Below are 18,480 nucleotides of genomic sequence, written 5' to 3'. Positions count from 1 at the left end.
CGTGATCGTCACCGTCACGCCGAACACCGCGCTGGACGTCACGTACACAGTGGACGGTCTGCGGCCCGGTGAGGTGCACCGGGTGGGCGACGTGCGGAACCGGGCGGGCGGCAAGGGCGTCAACGTCGCCAGGGTGCTGCACGCGCTCGGCGCCGACGTCCGCGCGGTCCTGACCGCCGGTGGTGCGACGGGATCCGCCGTCGTGGCGGACCTCGCGGCGGTGGGGGTCGCCGCGGAGGCCGTCCCGATCGGCGGGGAAACCCGGCGCACCACCACGGTCCTGGCCGGCGACGGATCGGTCACGCTGCTCAACGAACCCGGCCCCAGGCTCACCGAGGACGAATGGCAAGCGTTTGCGGTGGCCGTCCGCGCCCGGCGAGCGGACGTGCTCGTCTGCTCGGGCAGCCTCCCGCCGGGAGCCGGGGGATATGCCGGGCTGCTCGGCGCCTCACCGTCCATCTTGGACACTTCGGGTGAGGCGCTGCTCGCGGGGCTCACCGGGAAACCGTCCGTGGTCAAACCGAACGCCGACGAACTGCGCGAGGTCACCGGCCTGCGCGATCCGGTGGCCGCCGCGGCCGAACTCCGCGAGGCCGGGGCGGGCGCGGTCGTGGTCTCCCTCGGCCACGAGGGGCTGCTGGCGGTGACCGGATCCGGCACCTGGCACGCGGCACCGTCCACGGTGCTGCGGGGCAACACCACCGGCGCGGGCGACGCCGTCGTCGCGGCGCTGGCACTGGGCTTGAGCCGCCGGGAGTCGTGGCCGGACATCCTGCGCCGGGCCGTCGCGCTGTCCGGCGCGGCCGTGCTCGGCCCGCTCGCCGGGGACGTCGACCTCGCGCACTACCAAGCCGAACAGGGGCTGGTCGCCGTGCGCGCCCGCCCGGATTAGGAGAACCGTCATGCCTCTGGCAGGAACCGGGGAGATCGTCGGTGCCGCCGCGGCGGCCCGGCACGGCTGCGGCGCGTTCAACGCGATCCAGCTCGAACACATCACCGCGATCATCGACGGCGCCGCCGCGGCGGAAGCGCCGGTGATCGTGCAGCTGAGCCAGAACGCCGTGAAGTACCACGGCTCGCTGGCGCCGGTCGGCACGGCGGCGCTCGCCGCGGCCAGGGGTGCCGTCACGCCGGTCGCGGTGCATCTCGACCACGCCGAATCGGCCGACCTCGTCCGCGAGGCCGTCGCGCTCGGCTTCGGGTCCGTCATGTTCGACGCGTCCAAACTGGACTACGCCGACAACGTCCGCGCGACGCGTGAAGTCGCCGCGTACTGCCACGACCACGGAGTGTGGGTCGAGGCCGAACTCGGGGAGGTCGGGGGAAAGGACGGCGTCCACGCCCCCGGCGCGCGCACCGATCCGGACGAGGCGGCGGAGTTCGTCGCGGCCACCGGCGTCGACGCGCTGGCGGTGGCCGTCGGCAGTTCGCACGCCATGCTCACCCGTGACGCAGCACTGGACTTCGAGCTGATCGCGCGGCTCCGGGAACGCGTGCCGGTGCCGCTGGTGCTGCACGGTTCGTCGGGTGTGCCCGACGACGGGCTGGCCGAGGCGGTGCGAGCCGGGATGACGAAGATCAATATCGCCACCCAGCTCAACAAGGTGTTCACCGCGGCCGTCGCGGACGACTGGCGCGCGCATCCCGGGCGCGTCGACCCGCGGAAGTACCTCGGCGCCGGGCGTGCCGCGGTCGCCGTCGAGGTGCGGCGGCTCTTGGGAGTGCTCAAGCTTGATCATGTTGAACCGGTCAAGGTGACGATTGAGCAGAGTTTGCGCGATTGAGTGTTGACATGTGCGTGAAACCTCACAAAACTGCGCAAGAACAAGCAGAACTTGTGTGATCTTCGATCCAGGTGGTGGCGGATGCGGGTAGGCAGGCTCACGGCATTGACGGCAGGGGCGGCGCTCCTGCTCGCGGGATGCGGCGGCGGGGACACGGCCGGTGGCACCGGCGAGAACGCGCTCCCGGGCGTCGATCAGTTCCTCAACGCGCCCTGTCCGGAGGCGGCGGTGAAACCCGCGACGGACAAGGAGTTCACGTACTGGTCCATGTGGACGGCCGACGAGCCGCAGGGCAAGGTCCTGCAGAAGGCCTTCAAGTGCTTCACGGAGAAGACCGGCGTCAAGGTCGACGTGCAGTGGCTGGGCCGCAAGGCCTACACGCAGAACCTGGTGCCCGCGCTGAACACCGACGCGGTGCCGGATCTGTTCGACCAAGACGTCAGCAAGGTCGGCGCGGCGATCATGACGCCGGGCGGAACGCAGAGCGTCGACGACGTCTTCGCGATGAAGGTCGGTGAGGGCGACAAGACCGTCAAGGACGTGCTTTCGCCCAGCTCGTACGACTTCCCGCAGAACAAGGACCGCGAGGGCCACAACTTCATGGTCCCGTACACGATCCAGTCGAGCGCCTGGTGGTTCAACAAGGACACCGCGGGCGACATCCAGCAGCCGAAGACGATGGACGAGCTGATCGGCCTGTTCGACAAGGCGAAGACCGACGGCAAGGCCGCCATCAGCCTCGACGGCGACATCCCGTTCTACAACATGTACTACTACACCCAGCTCGCCGAGCGGTACGTCGGCGCGGGCGGGCTCTACAAGGCGGCGACCGACAAGACCGGCCAGGCGTGGAAGACCGAGCCCGGTTTCCTCAAGGCCGCCACCGAAACCGCGAAGCTGCCCAAGCACTTCATCGACGGCTGGGACGCGGCGAAGTTCCCGCAGGTGCAGCAGCGCTGGGCCGACGGCGACTCCCGCTTCCTCTACGTCGGCAGCTGGGCGCCGAGCGAGACCCGCGAGTACCTCGACAAGCAGGGCTCCGGGACGAAGATCAACTACGGCTCGTTCCAGTTCCCGATGCCCGCGGGCGCCACGCACGACACCGTCGAGCAGATGTCGATCGGTTTCTCGGTGACCAAGAAGGCCAAGCACGCCGAGGGTGCCAAGGCGTTCATCGCCTACTTCCTCAACAAGGACCTGCTTTCCGGGATCCCGGCGGTGGCCGACAACCTCGTGCCGCGCGCAGACCTCGCCGTGCCGGACGACCTCAAGCAGGTCAAGGCCGCGCTGGACGACCCGAAGAAGGAACACGTCCTGCAGTACGACGGGATCGACGGCATCGCCGGCGGCAAATGGCAGACCGACGTCTTCGACCCGGCCGACATCGCCCTGCTGAAGGGGCAGATCACCCCGGAACAGTTCGTGGACCAGCTCGCCACCAAGGGCGCTGAGTTCTGGAAGAACCAGGGCTGATGGCCACGGTCACGACCAAGTCGGCCCGGCCCTTGAAGGCCGGGGCCCACTTGCACCGCAAGAAACGGCTGTTCTGGCCGTTCGCGGCGCCGGCACTGGCGCTGTACCTGGCCTTCCTGGTGCTGCCGACGATCGCGACCGTGGTGCTGAGCTTCACCAGCTGGGCCGGTGCGGGGGACACGCCGAAACCCAACGGCGTCACCAACTACACGCAGATGGTGTCGAGCGACTCGTTCCAGTACGCCTTCGGCAACACGCTGATCTACGTGTTCCTCGGCGGGATCGGCACGTTCGCGCTGGCGTTCCTGTTCACCATGGTGCTGCGGGACATGAAGGGCGGGAAGACCGTCCGCGCCATCCTGTTCTTCCCCAACATCGTGGCGCCGGTGGCGCTCGGGATGTTCCTCGGCTTCGTGTTCAAGTACCAGCCGGGGAAGCAGGGGCTCGCGAACTACGTGATGGAGAGCCTCGGCGCCGACGCGGCGAAGTTCCTCGCACCGTCCAATGTGACCGGTGTGGTGACGGCGTCGCTGATCTGGGCCAGTTCGGGCTTCTACATCACCATCCTGATGGCCGCGGTCGACCGCATCCCGCCGTATCTCTACGAGGACGCGGAACTGGGCGGCGCGTCACCGTGGCAGAAGTTCCGCAACATCACGCTGCCGATGACCTGGGACGTCGTCGGCGTCGCCGGGGTGCTGTGGACGATCAACGCGCTCAAGATCTTCGAGCTGGTGTTCGTGCTGGCCGGGCCGGGCACCTACGCCCCGCCCAACGAGGCGTGGACGCTGGGGATCTACGTGTTCGACCGGACCTTCGGCTCGAACGGCACCCCGGACTTCGGCGCCGCCTGTGCCTGCGCGGTGGCGATGATCGCGCTGGTGTCCGTGCTCGTCGTCCTGCTCCGTCGTTTGATGCGCCGTGACGCGATCCAGTTCTGAGGGAGACGAAATGTCCGTCACCGACGTCGAGGCGCCCGCGCGCCCGCCGGCGAAACCGGTGCGCAAACCACCGCGCAAACCTCGTCCGGCACCCGGCTCGAAACGGTTCAGTCCGTTGCGCGTCCTGGGTTCCACGATCGTCTGGCTGTTCACCGCGGGCAACATCCTGGTGCTGTACTGGCTGCTCACCGCGTCGTTCAAGACGCCGGTGGAGATCTTCACCAAGCCGTTCGACCTGCCGTACCAGTGGTTCAAGAACGGCAAGCCGTTCCGGAACTTCGTCTACGCCTGGAACAACGCCGGTTTCGGTGACGCGGTACTGACCACCGTGGTCCTGGTCGGGCTCGCGACGGTCGTGACGGTCGCCGTTTCGGCACCCTGCGCGTACGCCCTGACCCGGCTCGGCGTCCGCGGCTCCGGTCCGATGACGAACGTCGTCGCGATCGGCATGGGCGTGCCGTTCCAGACCGTGATCATCCCGCTGTTCGTGGTGCTGAGCAAAATCCACCTGGACAACGAGTACGGCCTGTTCGTGCTGTACGTGGCGCTGTCCATCCCGTTCACGGTGTTCCTGATGACCGGCTTCTTCCGGTCGCTGCCGGACGAACTGGAGGAGGCCGCCGCGCTCGACGGCGCTTCGCCGATGCGCACGTTCTTCTCGGTCATGCTGCCGCTGACGCGCGGCGGCATGATCACCGCGCTGACGCTGAACGCCATCGGCCTGTGGAACGAGACGCTGCTGGCGATCGTGTTCCTCAAGGACCAGGCGCATTTCACGCTCTCCCGCGCGCTCTTCACCTTCTACGGGGCCGCGAGCTACCAGTCGGAGTACGGCGGCCTGATCGCCGGGGTGGCGATCGTCGTGCTCCCGATGCTGGTGCTCTACCTCGTACTCGCCCGCCGGATCATCACCGGCCTGACCCTCGGCGCCGGAAAGTAGGACCTGATGGCCACCGTGACCTTTTCCGACACCACCCGGTTCTACGCCGGGGTCGAACGCCCGGCCGTCGACGGCCTCGACCTCGAGGTCGCCGACGGCGAGTTCCTCGTCCTGGTCGGCCCGTCCGGCTGCGGGAAGTCGACCACGCTGCGGATGCTCGCCGGGCTGGAGGGCGTCGACGACGGCTCCATCCACATCGGCGACCGCGACGTCACCGAACTGCCGCCGAAGGACCGGGACATCGCGATGGTGTTCCAGAACTACGCGCTCTACCCGCACATGACGGTGGGGGAGAACATCGGCTTCCACCTGAAGCTGGCCAAGATGCCCAAGGCCGAACGCGAACGCAAGGTGCGCGAGGCCGCGGCCGTGCTCGACCTGACCGAGTACCTGGACCGCAAGCCCGCGAAGCTGTCCGGCGGGCAGCGGCAGCGCGTCGCGATGGGCCGGGCGATCGTGCGCGAGCCCAGCGTGTTCCTGATGGACGAGCCACTGTCCAATCTGGACGCCAAACTCCGGGTGCAGACGCGGACCCAGATCGCGTCCCTGCAGCGGCGGCTGGGCATCACGACGCTCTACGTCACGCACGACCAGGTCGAGGCGATGACCATGGGCGACCGGGTGGCCGTGCTGAAGGACGGGATCCTGCAGCAGTGCGACACCCCCGTCGGGCTGTTCGCGCGGCCGGTCAACGTGTTCGTCGCCGGGTTCATCGGCTCACCCGCGATGAACCTGCTGGAGACCACCGTGGACGCCGACGGTGCCGTCGTCGGCGGGACGCGGCTGCCGCTGACCCCGGCACAGCGGTCGGCGCTGACCGGTCCCGGCATCGTCGTCGGCGTCCGGCCCGAGGGCTGGACGATCGGCGACGGCGGTTTCGAGGCCGTCGTCGAGGTCGTCGAAGAACTGGGCAGCGACCAGTACCTCTACTGCCGGGACGGCGACCGCGTGCTGACGGTCCGCACCCCGGGCATGGCGCCGTGGCAGCGTGGCGAGCAGATCTCGCTGGCCCCGCAGCCGGGTTCGGTGCACCTCTTCGACGCCGCCACCGGTGACCGGCTCCCGGACGCATGACCCGCCTGTACCGCACCGGGCTGGTGCTCCCGGCGGCCGAGCTGGGACCGGAGAACCCGTTGCCACCGCTCCGGAAACCGGAGGCGGTGGCCAAGGTGTCCAATGTGGACGAACTGCCGCCGGATCTCGCGGAGGGCGTCGGATACGGCCGCCTGGACACCACGTTGCCGTGTCTGCTGCAGGACGGTTACACCCGTGAGCGCGTCGAACGCGAGCTCCCGGCGTTGGTGCTGGAGAACGACAAGCTCCGCGCCACCGTGCTGCCCTCGCTGGGAGGGCGGCTGTACTCGCTGGTCCACAAGCCGTCCGGACGCGAGCTGCTCTATCGCAACCCGGTGTTCCAGCCCGCGAACCTCGCCCTGCGGGACGCGTGGTTCGCCGGTGGCGTCGAGTGGAACCTCGGCAGCACCGGCCATACGACGCTGACCTGCGAGCCGATGTTCGCCGCGGAGATCGAAGGCCCGGACGGCACGCCGGTGCTGCGGCTGTGGGAGTGGGAACGGACCCGCGACCTGCCTTATCAGGTCGACTTCTGGCTGCCCGACGGCTCGGACCAGCTGCTCGTGGCGGTGCGGGTGCGGAATCCGCATCCCTACGACGTCCCGGTGTACTGGTGGTCGAACATCGCGGTGCCGCAGAACGAGGGCACCCGGGTACTGGCTCCCGCGACACAGGCCTGGCACTACGGCTATTCGGGGCGGCTCGATCTGGTCGACGTCCCCGGCGAGCTGACGTACCCGGCCCGCGCCGAGGCCGCGGCGGACTACTTCTTCGAGGTGAACGGAAGACCGTGGGTCGCGGCCGTGGAGGAGGACGGGACGGGGCTGGCGCAGCTGTCCACCGACCGCCTGCGCGGCCGGAAGCTGTTCCTGTGGGGCGAGTCCGCCGGCGGACGCCGCTGGCAGGAGTGGCTGGCGCCCGGGGCGGGCGGCTACCTGGAGATCCAGGCCGGACTGGCCCGGACCCAGCTGGAGCACCTGCGGTTGCCACCGGGGGAGGGCTGGGACTGGCTGGAGGCCTACGGTCCGGTCACCGCGGATCCGGCGACGGTGCACGGGGAAGACTGGACGGCGGCGCGTGAAGCCGTCGCAGCCGGTCTGCCGTCGGCGGAGCTTCTGGACGAGTACCACGACGCCTGGCGGAAGATCGCCGACGTCACCCCGGAATCCTTCCTGGCCACCGGCTCCGGCTGGGGCGCGCTGGAGAACCGGCGGGCGCCGATGTGCCTGCCCGGCACACCGTTCCCGGACGAGTCCCTCGGGCCGGATCAGGAGCCGTGGCTCGCGTTGCTCGACGGAACGCCGCCGGACGGGGATCCGCTCGCCGTCCCGCCGTCGACGCTGGTGAACCGGTACTGGGCGGATCTCATGGAGTACGCCCCGAAGAACTGGCTGACCTGGTATCACCGCGGCGTCGCGCACTGGGCTGCCGGACGGCAGTCGGACGCGGTCGGCGCCTGGCGCGAGTCCGTCTCGGCGAACGAGAATCCTTGGGCGCTGCGGAATCTCGCGGTCGCCACGGCCGGGCACGAAGCCGCGTGGCTGTACCGGCGGGCGGTGGCCCTCGCGCCGTCGCTGCGCCCTCTGGTCGTGGAGGCGATCGCGGCGCAGCTCGCCGCGGGGCTCCCGGACGAAGCGGGCGAGCTGCTCGACGGGCTGCCCCAGGAGGGGCGGATCGCCCTGCTGGCCGCCCGGACCCACCTCGCGCGAGGTGATCTCGCCGCGGCCAAGGCCGTGTACGACACGGGTTTCGAGGTCTCGAACCTCAGGGAAGGGGAAACGTCTCTTTCGGACACCTGGGCGGCGGTTTCCGACGAACCGCTGCCGGAACACCATGACTTCCGGATGAAGTGAGCGGCCGGGCCACTCGACCGGCGTGCCGCTCGCGGCGGACAACCGCGATGCAGCATACTGCTCGAAACAGTGGCCAACAGCGCAACGTCATGCGCGATAGGCCGCAGCGAGCTAGGAGTGGCGCGGATGGCCCGGCACGAACGGCTGAGCACCCTGCTGGACCTGCTGGGGCAGCGGGAAAAGATCGACGTCGAGGACGTGGCCGAGGAGTTGAACGTCTCCGCGGCCACCATCCGGCGCGACCTCGACCACCTGGCGGAACAGCAGTTGCTCACCCGCACCCGGGGTGGCGCGGTGGCCAACGATCTCGCCTACGACCTGCCGTTGCGGTACAAGACCGCGCGGCACGTGCCCGAGAAGCAACGGATCAGCGTCGCCGCGGCGGCACTCGTGGCGCAGGGCATGGTGGTCGGCCTCAACGGCGGGACCACCACGGCCGGGGTCGCGCGGTCGCTGGCGACGCGGTCGGATCTGGCGGGCCTGCGGGATTCGCCGGGGTTGACGGTGGTCACCAACGCGCTGAACATCGCGCACGAACTGGCCGTGCGGCCGCATGTGAAGATCGTGGTGACCGGCGGGGTCGCGCGCCCGCAGTCGTTCGAGCTCAGCGGTCCGCTGGCCACGCGGGTGCTCAGCGAACTGACGATCGACCTGCTTTTCCTCGGTGTCGACGCGTTCGACGCCGAGGCCGGCGCCTTCGCGCACCACGAGGGCGAGGCGAGTATCAACCGGCTGATGGTCGAGCGGTCGGAACGCGTCGTCGCGGTCGCCGACGGTTCGAAACTGGGCCGCCGCGCGTTCGCACGGATCTGCTCGACGCCGCAGGTGCACGCCCTGGTCACCGATTCCAACGCCGACCCGAAGGTGCTGCGTGCCTTTGAGGCCGCGGGGGTCGAGGTCCAGGCCGTCTGACCCGGCCGCTCCGAATGTCAGGAAAGGGGCTTTCAGGACGAATTCTGTCCTGAAAGCCCCTTTCCTGACGTCCGGGGCAGGAAGACTCCTTGCCGCATAAGGATCTTCGAACGACCCGACGAAAGTCGGCAGCACCGCTTCGGCGGATGACTTTGCGCGAACCGTGCGCTATACAGAGACCATATTGCGTATTCATGCGCGAAAGGTGTCTTGAATGAGCAGAGTTGCGCAATCCCTGAGTTGTTTGGCTGCAGTGGCCCTTCTCGGACTTTCCCCGGTCCTCGCCCACGCCGATCCGGCCGCGGCGGCGTCCGGCAAGCTGGGCGACCTGACCGGGATCTCCGCCGAAGGCCCCACGGTCACCCTGAAATCGGGAAGCGCCGCCGTGCGCGTCAGCTTCCCGGCCGAAGGAGCCGTCCGCGTCTGGCTGGCGCCGGACGGCACGTTCACCGATCCGGCCGGGAGCAAGATCGTGCTGCCGCGCACGGGCGACCCGGTCACGCCGAAGAGGACCGACAAGGGGGACTACTGGGCGGTTTCCACGGGCAAGGCGACGCTGCGGGCGTACAAGCACCCGATGCGGCTCGCGTTGTACGACGGCGCGGACCGCAAGCGGCTCTGGGAGGAGTCGGCGCCGCTGTCCTGGACCGACAAGACGACCACGCAGAACCTGGCGCGGACGGCGGCCGAGCAGTTCGTCGGCGGCGGTGAGCAGAACGGCCGGTTCAGCCACCGTGACCAGACGATCCGGATCTTCGCCGACTACAACTGGGATGACGGCGGGGCACCGAACTCGCAGCCGTTCTACGCCTCCACGGCGGGCTACGGCGTGCTGCGCAACACCTTCGCCCAAGGCACCTACGCCTTCACCGAGCCGGTGCGCACCACGCACGACGAGCGCCGCTTCGACGCGACCTACGTGGTCGGCGACGGGCTCAAGGACGTCATCACCGGCTACACCGATCTGGTCGGAAAGCCTTTCCTGCCACCGCTGTACGGGCTCGAACACGGTGACGCCGACTGCTACCTGCACAACGCCAACCGCGGCGAACGGCACACGCTGGACGCGGTGAAGGTCGCGGAGGGGTACACCGAGCACGGGATGCCCAACGGCTGGATGCTCGTCAACGACGGCTACGGCTGCGGGTACGAAAACCTCCAGCAGACGGGCGAAGGCCTGCGCAAGAACGGGATGCAGCTCGGGCTGTGGACCGAGAACGGCGTGCCGAACCAGGTCGAAGAGGTCAAGGCCGGGGTCCGGGTCCGCAAACTCGACGTCGCGTGGGTCGGCCCCGGCTACCAGTTCGCGCTGGACGCGTGCGACACCGCGCACAAGGGCATCGAGGACAACAGCGACGCGCGCGGGTTCGTCTGGACGCCGGTCAGCTGGGCGGGCGCGCAGCGCTGCGGCGTGCTGTGGAGCGGCGACCAGGCCGGCTCCTACGACTACATCAAGTGGCAGATCCCGACCTATGCCGGTGCCACGACCTCCGGTATCGCCTACAACACCGGCGACATCGACGGCATCTTCGGCGGCAGCCCGCAGACCTATGTCCGTGACCTGCAGTGGAAGGCGTTCCTGCCGGTCTCGATGACGATGGACGGCTGGGCCGCGTCGGACAAGCAGCCGTGGCGGTACGGCGAACCGTTCACCTCGATCAACCGCAAGTACCTGCTGCTCAAGGAGCGGCTGCTGCCCTACACCTACAGCCATTCGGTGGAGGCGCACCGGACCGGCGTCGGCCAGGTCCGCCCGCTCGCTCTCGAATACCCCGACGACCCGAACGTCTGGGGCGAGAAGGCGAAGTACGAGTTCCTGTCCGGCAAGGACTTCCTGGTCGCGCCGGTGTACGAGAACTCCACCGTCCGCAACGGCATCTACCTGCCGAAGGGGACCTGGGTCGACTACTGGAGCGGCAAGACCTACACCGGACCGACCACTGTGGACGGTTACGACGCGCCGCTCGACACCCTGCCGCTGTTCGTCCGCGCCGGGGCCGTGGTCCCGATGTGGGCCGAGGGCACGAAGTCGTGGCAGACCAGGGACAAGGGCGTGCTCGACCTCGACGTCTACCCGCAGGGCAAGGGCTCGTTCACGCTCACCGAAGACGACGGCGTGACCAGGGCGTACAAGAACGGTGACCAGGCCAAGCAGACGTTCACCGTGGACGCGCCGAAGTCAGGTCTGGGCACGGTGACGGTCGGGATCGGCGCCGGTTCCGGTTCCTACGCCGGGAAGCCCGCGTCGCGGAACTATCAGCTGACCGTCCACACGGGAAGCAAGCCCGCGACCGTACTGGCCGGGACCTCGATCCTGCGGCAGTACGGCAGCAAGGCCGAACTGGACGCGGCACCGTCGGGCTGGTGGTTCGATCCGGCGACCGGCGGGGTCGCGCGGGTCAAGACCGGCAAGATCGGCGCCGGTGACCGCCAGGACGTCCGGTTGTTCGGCACGAGCGCGGTCGGCGGGATCTTCCCCGAAGACCGCAAGGGATCGGTCGCGCTGTCCGTCCCGGCGGTCGCCGGTCCGGGGCAGACCGCGGAAGGCACGCTGAGCTTCACCAACGGCACGCCGCTCCCGGTGCGGGACGTCAGCTTCTCCTTGCCCGCCAACGGGTTCCGCGCCGAGATTCCCGCCGGTCCCCGGTTCGTGATGCCCGGCCAGACGGTGAAGGTCCCGGTGAAGGTGACGCCGGACGCGGGGATCAAACCGGACGACTACCAGCTCACCGTTTCGGCGTCGTACAAGGCGCGGCTGGGCGAGAACCGGGTGACCGACTCGGTGACGGTCACCGTCCCGCACGGTTCGCTGGCCGCGGCCTACGGCAACGTCGGCGTCACCGACGCGGCTCACGTCGCGGTGGGGGACATCGACGGCGGTGGCAGCAGCTTCCGGGCCGAAGGCCTGGCCGAAGCGGGGCTCAAACCCGGCGCGGGCTTCACCGCCCTCGGTGCCCAGCTGACCTGGCCGAAAACCGGCGCGGGGGAGAAGGACAACGTCCTCGCGTCCGGCCAGACGGTGGCGGTGCGGGGGACGGGCTCCAAGCTGGTGCTGACGGGAACCGGTACGGGCACGGCGAAGGGCGCGGTCGTCGTCCGCTACGCCGACGGAAGCACGAGCCGAGCCGAACTCGGGTTCCCCAACTGGTGCTGCGCCGATCCCGCCCAGTACGGCGCGACGACGGTGGCGACCGTGCTGGGCAAGAACACCCGCACCGGAGCGGCGTATCCGACCACGCCGTACCGGGTCTTCGCGAACTCCGTCCCGCTGACCGCGGGCAAGGAGGTCGTCGCGGTGACGCTCCCGTCGAACAGCGCGATGCACGTGTTCGCGGCGGGAATCGGTTAGCTCTCGTGAGTGGTAAGGACGGTTAGAACCGTCCTTACCACTCACGACCCCCGCATGGGCGGCCCGCGCTCAGGCCGCCACCGGTGTCCACAGCGCGTCGATGGCCCGTTCGGCTTCGGCCTGGCTGGCGTCGGCCAGCGGGATCAGGTCCGCCATCGCCGGGTTGACCTTCGCCAGGGTCAGCTCGGCGGTGACGAACCGCGGTTCGAGTCCGGTCATGGACACGCCGTGCGTGATCCAGCTCTGGGCGTGGTCCCAGCCCTCGCGCGGGGTCCCTTCGCCGTAGCCGCCGCCGCGCGAGGCCAGGACGATGAAGTCCCGCCCGCCGAGCAGGCCCTCACGGGTCTCGGCGTCGATCGAAAGCCCGGGCACGATCAGGTGGTCGACCCAGGACTTGACCGTGCTCGGCGCCCCGAAGTTGTAGAGCGGCAGGCCCAGCAGGATGGTGTCGGCGGCCTTGACCTCGTCGATGAGCGCGGTGATCAGCCGCCAGGCTTCGGCCTGCTCCGGGGTGTGCTGTTCCGGAGGTGCCGACCTGGCCGCGTTGCTCGCCGCGTCGAAATGGGGCAGCGGTTCGGCGCCCAGGTCGCGGTAGGTGACGGTGCCCTCCGGATGCGCCGCGCGCCAGGCCGCGGCCGCCCGCGCGGTGAGACGGCGGCTGGCCGAGTGCTCGCCGGTGATGCTCGAGTCGATGTGCAGCAGATGCGTCATACTGATTATCTTGCACAGATAGTTTGTGTAACGCAAACCATTGATGCTGTGATGGCCATTATGTGGGAACGTACACTTGACGAGTGTCCGAACTTCCGGTCGTGAACCAGCCCCCGCATCGCTGCGGTGCGCTGCTCGACCACGTCACCCGCCGGATCCGGCTGCGCAGCGAGTCGGTCCTGGCCCCGCTCGGCCTGCGGCCGCGGCATCTCGTCGCGCTGACCGTGCTGCGAGATCTCGCGGGTTGCTCGCAGCAGGACCTCGCGAAGACGCTGGAGATGGACAGCACGAACGTCGTCGGCCTGCTCAACGACCTCGAGTCGGCGAACCTGATCGAACGACGGCGCTCACCGGAGGACCGTCGGCGGCATATCGTCGAACTCACCGACGTCGGCGCCAAGCAGCTCGCCAAGGCGGAGTTCGCCCTCGCCGGAGTCGAGGACGACGTGCTCGGCGCGCTGGACGGTGATCAGCGCGAGGCGCTGTACAACCTGCTGTACCAGGCGACCAGCCGGAACGAGACCGGCGCCTGCGTCGAAGCCGCCCACATCGACGATTGCTGATCAGCGGTAGGCAGGCTGCTCCCGCGCGGGATCGGCGGTCCCGACGTCCAAACGGGGATCGGCGACAAGCCGGTCGAGGACGGCGTTCGTGGCCCCGATGCCCGCCCAATGCGGATCGACGTCCTTGGTCACGCACCACGCGTGATCGGCGGGCCAGACGAACGCGGGCCCCGGCGTCCCCCAGAAGCCGGCGTCTTCGAGCTGTCCACTGAAGAGGAAGTAATTCCGGTGCGGGACAACGATCTTCGGGTTGCCGGACACGTCGCCGTAGCCGTCCCAGACGCAGAAGTAGCAGTCGGCCGGGGTCGCGGTCTCCGCACCGAGGATCTCGAAGAGGACACCCAGCAGCTCGTGCTCCGGGGCGCCGGGGACGGCGTCGTTCTCGCTCTGGCCCTCGAACACCGGGTCGGGGATGAACCGCAGTCGCGCGTACCCGTCGAAGCCCGCGGGCCCGAAGGTGACCAGCCGCTGCCAGGGTAGGTCGCTCGATGCGAGCCAAGCGGCGGCAGACAGGTCGGAGCACGGGATCGGGGCCATACCTCGTTGTACCGAGGCGAAGCTACGTGATCAAGCCGCCGAACCTGGGATAATCCCCGGGTGAGAGACGCGAGGAGAAGTCTGACGGCCGCCCTGACTGTTCTCCTGCTCGCCGGCTGCTCCGGCGGCGAACCCCGGCAGCCGCCCGCCAAACCCGTCTACGACCTGCCCGCGCGGGAGGTCCGGCCGGACGAGACCGCGCTGCACCTGCCGCCCGCGCTCAACGGCGAGACCGAGTTCTCGCTGATCGGGCTGGCCGCCGGACTTCCCAGCCTCAGCGGCAGTCATACCGAGTTCGAGGCGAAGGGCCAGTTCGTCCGGCTCCGGCTGGTGGTGACCGGAAAAGGCGTGTCCGGAATCGTCTTCGACACCCGGCGCCAGCAACTCGTCACCGATTCCGGCGCCGTGATCGCGGTCGACAATCAGGCCATGACGATCAAGCGGCAGCCCGACAAGGTCGAACTGGGACGCGGTGTGCGGGTCGAGTTCGACCTCTACTTCGATCTCCCCAAAGCGGCGAAACCCTTGGTACTGCGGGCTTTCGGTGGCCCGACGCTGACCGACATGAAGAACCTCACCGGCACCGACATCAAGCTGGGATAGCTGTGCCCGACAAAGAAAAGGGCCCCGCCGCGGAAGCGACGGGGCCCTTCCCGAAAGGCGTCAGACGCCGAGGTCGCCACCGAGGTAGGCGGCCCGCACCTGCGGGTCGTCCAGCAGCTCGGCACCGCGGGCGCTCTTGACCACTTCACCGGTCTCCAGCACGTACGCGCGGTCGGAGAGCTTCAGCGCCTGCTGCGCGTTCTGCTCCACCAGCAGGACCGTGGTCCCGCGCTTGTTGATCTCGCGGATGATGTCGAAGATCTGCGCGATCAGCATCGGCGCCAGGCCCATGGACGGCTCGTCGAGCAGCAGCACCTTGGGTTTGGTCATCAGCGCGCGGCCGATGGCGATCATCTGCTGCTCGCCACCGGACATCGTGCCGCCGAACTGGGTCTTGCGTTCGTTCAGCCGCGGGAACAGCTCGTAGACCTCGTCGAGGTCGGCCTTCAGGTCGTCCTTCCGGGTGTACGCACCCATCAGGAGGTTCTCCTGCACCGTCATCCCGGGGAACACGCCCCGGCCTTCCGGTGACTGGCCGATCCCGAGCTCGACCCGCTTGTGCCCGGGGGTCTTCGAGATGTCCTTGCCGTCGAAGAGGATCCGGCCGCTGGTCAGCGGACGCAGGCCCGAGATCGTCTTCAGCGTCGTGGTCTTGCCCGCGCCGTTGGCCCCGATGAGCGAAACGATCTCGCCCTCGCCGACCTCGATGCTCATTCCCTTGAGCGCGGCGATCTTCCCGTAGTGGACGTTGATGTCCTGAACCTCAAGAAGCATCTTCCGCCACCCCCAGGTAAGCCTCGATCACCTTTTGGTTGTTCTGCACCTCGTGGGGGAGCCCTTCTGCGATCTTCTGGCCGAAGTCGAGCACGGCCAGCCGGTCGGCGATCTGCATGACCAGGCCCATGTCGTGCTCGATGAGCAGCACGGTCCGGCCGTCATCGCGGATCTTGCGGATCAACTGCTGCAACGAGTTCTTCTCCGCCGGGTTCATGCCGGCGGCGGGCTCGTCGAGCAGCAGCAGCTTCGGATCGGTCGCGAGCGCACGCGCGATCTCCAGACGGCGCTGGTCGCCGTAGGAGAGGTTCTTCGCGGTGTTGTGCTCGACCCGTCCGATGCCGACGAAGTCCAGCAGTTCCCTCGCCAGTTCCCGGCCGCGCTTCTCTTCCCTGCGGTGCACGGGAAGACCCAGCGTCGCCGAAATCGCGCCGGTCTTGTGGTGCGAGTCCGCACCGACCATCACGTTCTCGAGCGCCGACATGTTGTGGAACAGCCGGATGTTCTGGAACGTGCGGGCGATTCCGGCCTGGTTGATCTTGAACCGCTTCATCCCGTCGACCTGCGAACCGCCGAAACGGATCTGGCCTTCGGTCGGCCGGTAGACGCCGGTGACCACGTTGAACACGGTGGTCTTCCCCGCGCCGTTCGGGCCGATCAGGGCGAAGATCTCACCCTGGTTGACGGTGAGGTTGACTTCCTTCAGGGCCGTGACGCCGCCGAAGCGCATCGTCACGTTGTCGAACTCGAGCAGTGCGCTCATTTCGTCACCTCCGACGAAGCCTCGGAATCCGGACCCGCGACTTCGGCGCCCATGGCACCCATCCCGCCCGTTCCTTCATGTAGTTCCGCCTTGCGCTGCCGCGAAGGCAGCAGACCCTCCGGCCGCAGCGCCATCATCAGCACGAGCACGCCACCGAAGATCAGGATGCGGTACTCGGACAGGAACCGGAACCGCTCCGGGAGCCACGCGACCAGGAAGGCCCCGAGGATCACGCCGGGCAGGTTTCCCGCGCCACCCAGCACGACCGCCGCGAGGATGGTCGCCGACAGGATGAACGGGAAGTTGTTCGGTTCGATGAAGACGGCCTTGCTGGCGTAGACCACACCGGCCATCCCGCCGAGCATGGCGCCGATGGCGAACGCCAGCAGCTTGAACTTGAACGTCGGGACGCCCATCAGTTCGGCGGCGTCCTCGTCCTCGCGGATCGCGGCCCACGCGCGGCCGACGCGGCTGCGGTGCAGCCGGACCGAGAAGACGATCGCGACCACGATCGCCGCCAGGATCAGGTAGTAGTACGGCGCCGGGTCGAGCAGGAACTCCGTGCCGAACATCGGGTCCGGGTGCGGGATGTTGGTGATACCGCGGGCGCCGCCGATGCTGTCGGTGTTCGTCGCGGTGATCCGGACGATCTCACCGAAACCGAGGGTCACGATGGCCAGATAGTCACCGCGCAACCGGAGTGTCGGAGCACCGAGGATTACCCCCGACATCGCCGCCAGGAAGATGCCGAGCACGAGGCATCCCCAGAAACTCCAGCCGTATTTGGTGCCCATCACGGCGAGGGTGTAGGCGCCGATCGCGAAGAACGCGACGAACCCGAGGTCGAGCATGCCCGCATGGCCGACCACGATGTTCAGGCCGATCGCCAGCAGGATGTAAACCCCGACCGGGAAGATCAGGACGGTCGTCCAGTCCGAGTCCGGCGACATGAACGAGCCGATCGCCGGCGCGGGCAGGATCAGCGCGCCGATGATCAGGGCTATGTAGACGCCATAACGCTGCCAATGCGGAGCGCGGGCCCACCAGTCCCGAAGACCGTCGACGGGGTGAAACCCGGAGCGCGCGGGCTTTCCGTTTTCTGTAGACACTTCTTCGTTGCCCTTCATGCGCGTGCCCGCTGTAGCGATTCACCGAGGATGCCGGTGGGTCGGAACATCAGGACCAGCACCAGTACCACGAAGGCGGTGACGTCCTTCCATGCTGAACCGAAGAAGATGGAACTCCAGTTCTCCACCAGCCCCAGGACGATGCCACCGAGCAGAGCGCCGCGCAGGTTTCCGATACCTCCCAGCACGGCCGCGGTGAACGCCTTGATGCCGAGGAGGAAGCCGATGCGGTAATCGGTGTTCTCGTACTCCATGACGTACAGCGCCGCGGCGACACCGGCCATGGCGCCACCGAGCAGGAAGGTGAGCCGGACGATCTTGTCGATGCTGACACCCATCAGCACGGCGGCTTCGGGATCCTGTGCGGTGGCACGGATACCGCGGCCGATGCGGGTGCGGCTGACCAGCTGGTCGAGCACGACCATCATGATGACGGCACCGACGACGACGAAGACGTGGTCGGTGCGCACGACGCCGTTGCCGATGTGGAACAGCGGGTCGTGCGGGATGAACCGCGGCGCGTTCTGTTGCACACGCCCGGACTTGTCCGTGATCCATTCGATGATCTCGAGGCCGAACAGTTCCTGCAGGAACAGCGAGGCGCCGATGGCGGAGATCAGGGCGGCCAGGCGGGTCGCGCCCTTCTTGCGGAGCGGCCGATAGGCCACTTGCTCCAGCAGGACCGCCGCACCGCCGGACACGGCGGCCGAAGCGATGATGATCAGCAGCAGGACGGCGATCATCCCGAACACGCCGAGCGTGATCGGGGCGGTGCCGCCCGCGATGGTGATCAGGATGAACAGGGACGTGACCGTCCCGATCATGAAGATTTCGGAATGTGCGAAGTTGATGAGCCGGAGCACGCCGTAGACCATTGTGTAGCCGAGGGCGATGAGGGCGTAGATGCTTCCGGCGACCAGTCCGCCGATGGTACTACCGAGGAACTGGGCTTGCAGATCTTGAAGCATGACGTGGATGCCTTACGGGACGGGGCGGATTCTTTCGCCACATTTGCGGGAAGCGGGGGTGCTGTCGCACAGCGCCCCCGCTTCCGTTACGTGTTCCTATCTGCTCCG

The 18,480-nt window shown here is 68.3% G+C and carries 17 protein-coding genes; 11 read left to right on the top strand and 6 right to left on the bottom strand.

The genetic code is table 11. From position 1 onward, the window contains the following. Position 1 precedes the first annotated feature (1 nt). From ACLJPX_RS06640 to ACLJPX_RS06600, 9 genes are all read left to right on the top strand, one after another. On the top strand, positions 2-892 hold the full coding sequence (locus tag ACLJPX_RS06640; protein ID WP_410599231.1) for a 1-phosphofructokinase family hexose kinase: 891 nt from the start codon (positions 2-4) through the stop codon (positions 890-892). A gap of 10 nt (positions 893-902) precedes the next feature. Then, a complete protein-coding gene (locus tag ACLJPX_RS06635) occupies positions 903-1,784 on the top strand; it encodes a class II fructose-bisphosphate aldolase (protein WP_410599230.1) in 882 nt (293 codons plus the stop codon). A gap of 81 nt (positions 1,785-1,865) precedes the next feature. Next, positions 1,866-3,257, top strand: coding sequence for an ABC transporter substrate-binding protein (locus ACLJPX_RS06630; RefSeq protein ID WP_101608855.1), 1,392 nt, complete (start codon positions 1,866-1,868; stop codon positions 3,255-3,257). After that, positions 3,257-4,198 carry a carbohydrate ABC transporter permease gene (locus ACLJPX_RS06625; protein ID WP_410599229.1) on the top strand — a complete coding sequence of 314 codons (942 nt, stop codon included), beginning with the start codon at positions 3,257-3,259 and terminating at the stop codon, positions 4,196-4,198. Before ACLJPX_RS06630 ends, ACLJPX_RS06625 begins: the two co-directional genes overlap by 1 nt. Before the next feature lie 10 nt (positions 4,199-4,208). Next, positions 4,209-5,138 carry a carbohydrate ABC transporter permease gene (locus ACLJPX_RS06620; protein WP_410599228.1) on the top strand — a complete coding sequence of 310 codons (930 nt, stop codon included), beginning with the start codon at positions 4,209-4,211 and terminating at the stop codon, positions 5,136-5,138. Positions 5,139-5,144: 6 nt separating this feature from the next. Continuing rightward, positions 5,145-6,212, top strand: coding sequence for an ABC transporter ATP-binding protein (locus ACLJPX_RS06615; RefSeq protein ID WP_101608852.1), 1,068 nt, complete (start codon positions 5,145-5,147; stop codon positions 6,210-6,212). Beyond that, positions 6,209-8,065, top strand: coding sequence for a DUF5107 domain-containing protein (locus ACLJPX_RS06610; RefSeq protein ID WP_410599227.1), 1,857 nt, complete (start codon positions 6,209-6,211; stop codon positions 8,063-8,065). Before ACLJPX_RS06615 ends, ACLJPX_RS06610 begins: the two co-directional genes overlap by 4 nt. Positions 8,066-8,191: 126 nt before the next feature. After that, positions 8,192-8,977 (top strand): DeoR/GlpR family DNA-binding transcription regulator, encoded by a 786-nt coding sequence (locus tag ACLJPX_RS06605; protein ID WP_101608850.1) that lies wholly within the window; start codon positions 8,192-8,194, stop codon positions 8,975-8,977. A 253-nt stretch (positions 8,978-9,230) separates the two neighbouring features. Then, a complete protein-coding gene (locus tag ACLJPX_RS06600; RefSeq protein WP_410599226.1) occupies positions 9,231-12,326 on the top strand; it encodes a TIM-barrel domain-containing protein in 3,096 nt (1,031 codons plus the stop codon). A gap of 69 nt (positions 12,327-12,395) precedes the next feature. On the opposite strand, the gene ACLJPX_RS06595 is transcribed toward ACLJPX_RS06600, so the two are convergent. Beyond that, complete coding sequence (locus tag ACLJPX_RS06595; RefSeq protein ID WP_410599225.1) at positions 12,396-13,037, bottom strand: FMN-dependent NADH-azoreductase; 642 nt, start codon at positions 13,035-13,037, stop codon at positions 12,396-12,398. 83 nt (positions 13,038-13,120) lie between these two features. Here ACLJPX_RS06595 and ACLJPX_RS06590 point away from each other — a divergent pair, with 83 nt between their 5' ends. Then, positions 13,121-13,600: a MarR family winged helix-turn-helix transcriptional regulator gene (locus tag ACLJPX_RS06590; RefSeq protein ID WP_410599224.1), complete on the top strand. Its 480-nt coding sequence runs from the start codon at positions 13,121-13,123 to the stop codon at positions 13,598-13,600. Here ACLJPX_RS06590 and ACLJPX_RS06585 read toward each other — a convergent pair whose 3' ends face one another. Next, positions 13,601-14,137: a hypothetical protein gene (locus ACLJPX_RS06585; RefSeq protein ID WP_410599223.1), complete on the bottom strand. Its 537-nt coding sequence runs from the start codon at positions 14,135-14,137 to the stop codon at positions 13,601-13,603. Between the two features lie 60 nt (positions 14,138-14,197). Between ACLJPX_RS06585 and ACLJPX_RS06580 the strand changes: the two genes are divergently transcribed. Further along, on the top strand, positions 14,198-14,740 hold the full coding sequence (locus ACLJPX_RS06580) for a hypothetical protein (protein ID WP_410599222.1): 543 nt from the start codon (positions 14,198-14,200) through the stop codon (positions 14,738-14,740). A gap of 60 nt (positions 14,741-14,800) precedes the next feature. Here ACLJPX_RS06580 and ACLJPX_RS06575 read toward each other — a convergent pair whose 3' ends face one another. The 4 genes from ACLJPX_RS06575 to ACLJPX_RS06560 are packed head-to-tail and all read right to left on the bottom strand — an operon-like array spanning position 14,801 to position 18,372. Next, a complete protein-coding gene (locus ACLJPX_RS06575) occupies positions 14,801-15,514 on the bottom strand; it encodes an ABC transporter ATP-binding protein (protein WP_016335497.1) in 714 nt (237 codons plus the stop codon). Further along, positions 15,504-16,277 (bottom strand): ABC transporter ATP-binding protein, encoded by a 774-nt coding sequence (locus tag ACLJPX_RS06570; protein WP_410599221.1) that lies wholly within the window; start codon positions 16,275-16,277, stop codon positions 15,504-15,506. The genes ACLJPX_RS06575 and ACLJPX_RS06570 overlap by 11 nt, the downstream gene beginning before the upstream one ends. Continuing rightward, positions 16,274-17,404 carry a branched-chain amino acid ABC transporter permease gene (locus ACLJPX_RS06565; RefSeq protein WP_410599220.1) on the bottom strand — a complete coding sequence of 377 codons (1,131 nt, stop codon included), beginning with the start codon at positions 17,402-17,404 and terminating at the stop codon, positions 16,274-16,276. The genes ACLJPX_RS06570 and ACLJPX_RS06565 overlap by 4 nt, the downstream gene beginning before the upstream one ends. Beyond that, a complete protein-coding gene (locus ACLJPX_RS06560; protein WP_410599219.1) occupies positions 17,401-18,372 on the bottom strand; it encodes a branched-chain amino acid ABC transporter permease in 972 nt (323 codons plus the stop codon). The genes ACLJPX_RS06565 and ACLJPX_RS06560 overlap by 4 nt, the downstream gene beginning before the upstream one ends. Positions 18,373-18,480: the final 108 nt, after the last annotated feature.

Origin of the sequence: Amycolatopsis sp. lyj-90, from assembly GCF_046549035.1 — a bacterium.
Classification (GTDB): Bacteria; Actinomycetota; Actinomycetes; order Mycobacteriales; family Pseudonocardiaceae; genus Amycolatopsis.
The sequence above is the reverse complement of the archived record's forward strand: the minus strand, read 5'-3'. Positions and strand labels throughout refer to the sequence as shown.

Excerpts from the sequence above, each read along its gene's own strand:
- ACLJPX_RS06575 (WP_016335497.1), bottom strand. The coding sequence starts at position 15,514 with ATGCTTCTTGAGGTTCAGGACATCAACGTCCACTACGGGAAGATCGCC.
- ACLJPX_RS06595 (WP_410599225.1), bottom strand. The coding sequence starts at position 13,037 with ATGACGCATCTGCTGCACATCGACTCGAGCATCACCGGCGAGCACTCG.
- ACLJPX_RS06610 (WP_410599227.1), top strand. The coding sequence starts at position 6,209 with ATGACCCGCCTGTACCGCACCGGGCTGGTGCTCCCGGCGGCCGAGCTG.
- ACLJPX_RS06635 (WP_410599230.1), top strand. The coding sequence starts at position 903 with ATGCCTCTGGCAGGAACCGGGGAGATCGTCGGTGCCGCCGCGGCGGCC.
- ACLJPX_RS06565 (WP_410599220.1), bottom strand. The coding sequence starts at position 17,404 with ATGAAGGGCAACGAAGAAGTGTCTACAGAAAACGGAAAGCCCGCGCGC.
- ACLJPX_RS06560 (WP_410599219.1), bottom strand. The coding sequence starts at position 18,372 with ATGCTTCAAGATCTGCAAGCCCAGTTCCTCGGTAGTACCATCGGCGGA.
- ACLJPX_RS06570 (WP_410599221.1), bottom strand. The coding sequence starts at position 16,277 with ATGAGCGCACTGCTCGAGTTCGACAACGTGACGATGCGCTTCGGCGGC.
- ACLJPX_RS06585 (WP_410599223.1), bottom strand. The coding sequence starts at position 14,137 with ATGGCCCCGATCCCGTGCTCCGACCTGTCTGCCGCCGCTTGGCTCGCA.
- ACLJPX_RS06620 (WP_410599228.1), top strand. The coding sequence starts at position 4,209 with ATGTCCGTCACCGACGTCGAGGCGCCCGCGCGCCCGCCGGCGAAACCG.
- ACLJPX_RS06625 (WP_410599229.1), top strand. The coding sequence starts at position 3,257 with ATGGCCACGGTCACGACCAAGTCGGCCCGGCCCTTGAAGGCCGGGGCC.
- ACLJPX_RS06615 (WP_101608852.1), top strand. The coding sequence starts at position 5,145 with ATGGCCACCGTGACCTTTTCCGACACCACCCGGTTCTACGCCGGGGTC.
- ACLJPX_RS06630 (WP_101608855.1), top strand. The coding sequence starts at position 1,866 with ATGCGGGTAGGCAGGCTCACGGCATTGACGGCAGGGGCGGCGCTCCTG.
- ACLJPX_RS06605 (WP_101608850.1), top strand. The coding sequence starts at position 8,192 with ATGGCCCGGCACGAACGGCTGAGCACCCTGCTGGACCTGCTGGGGCAG.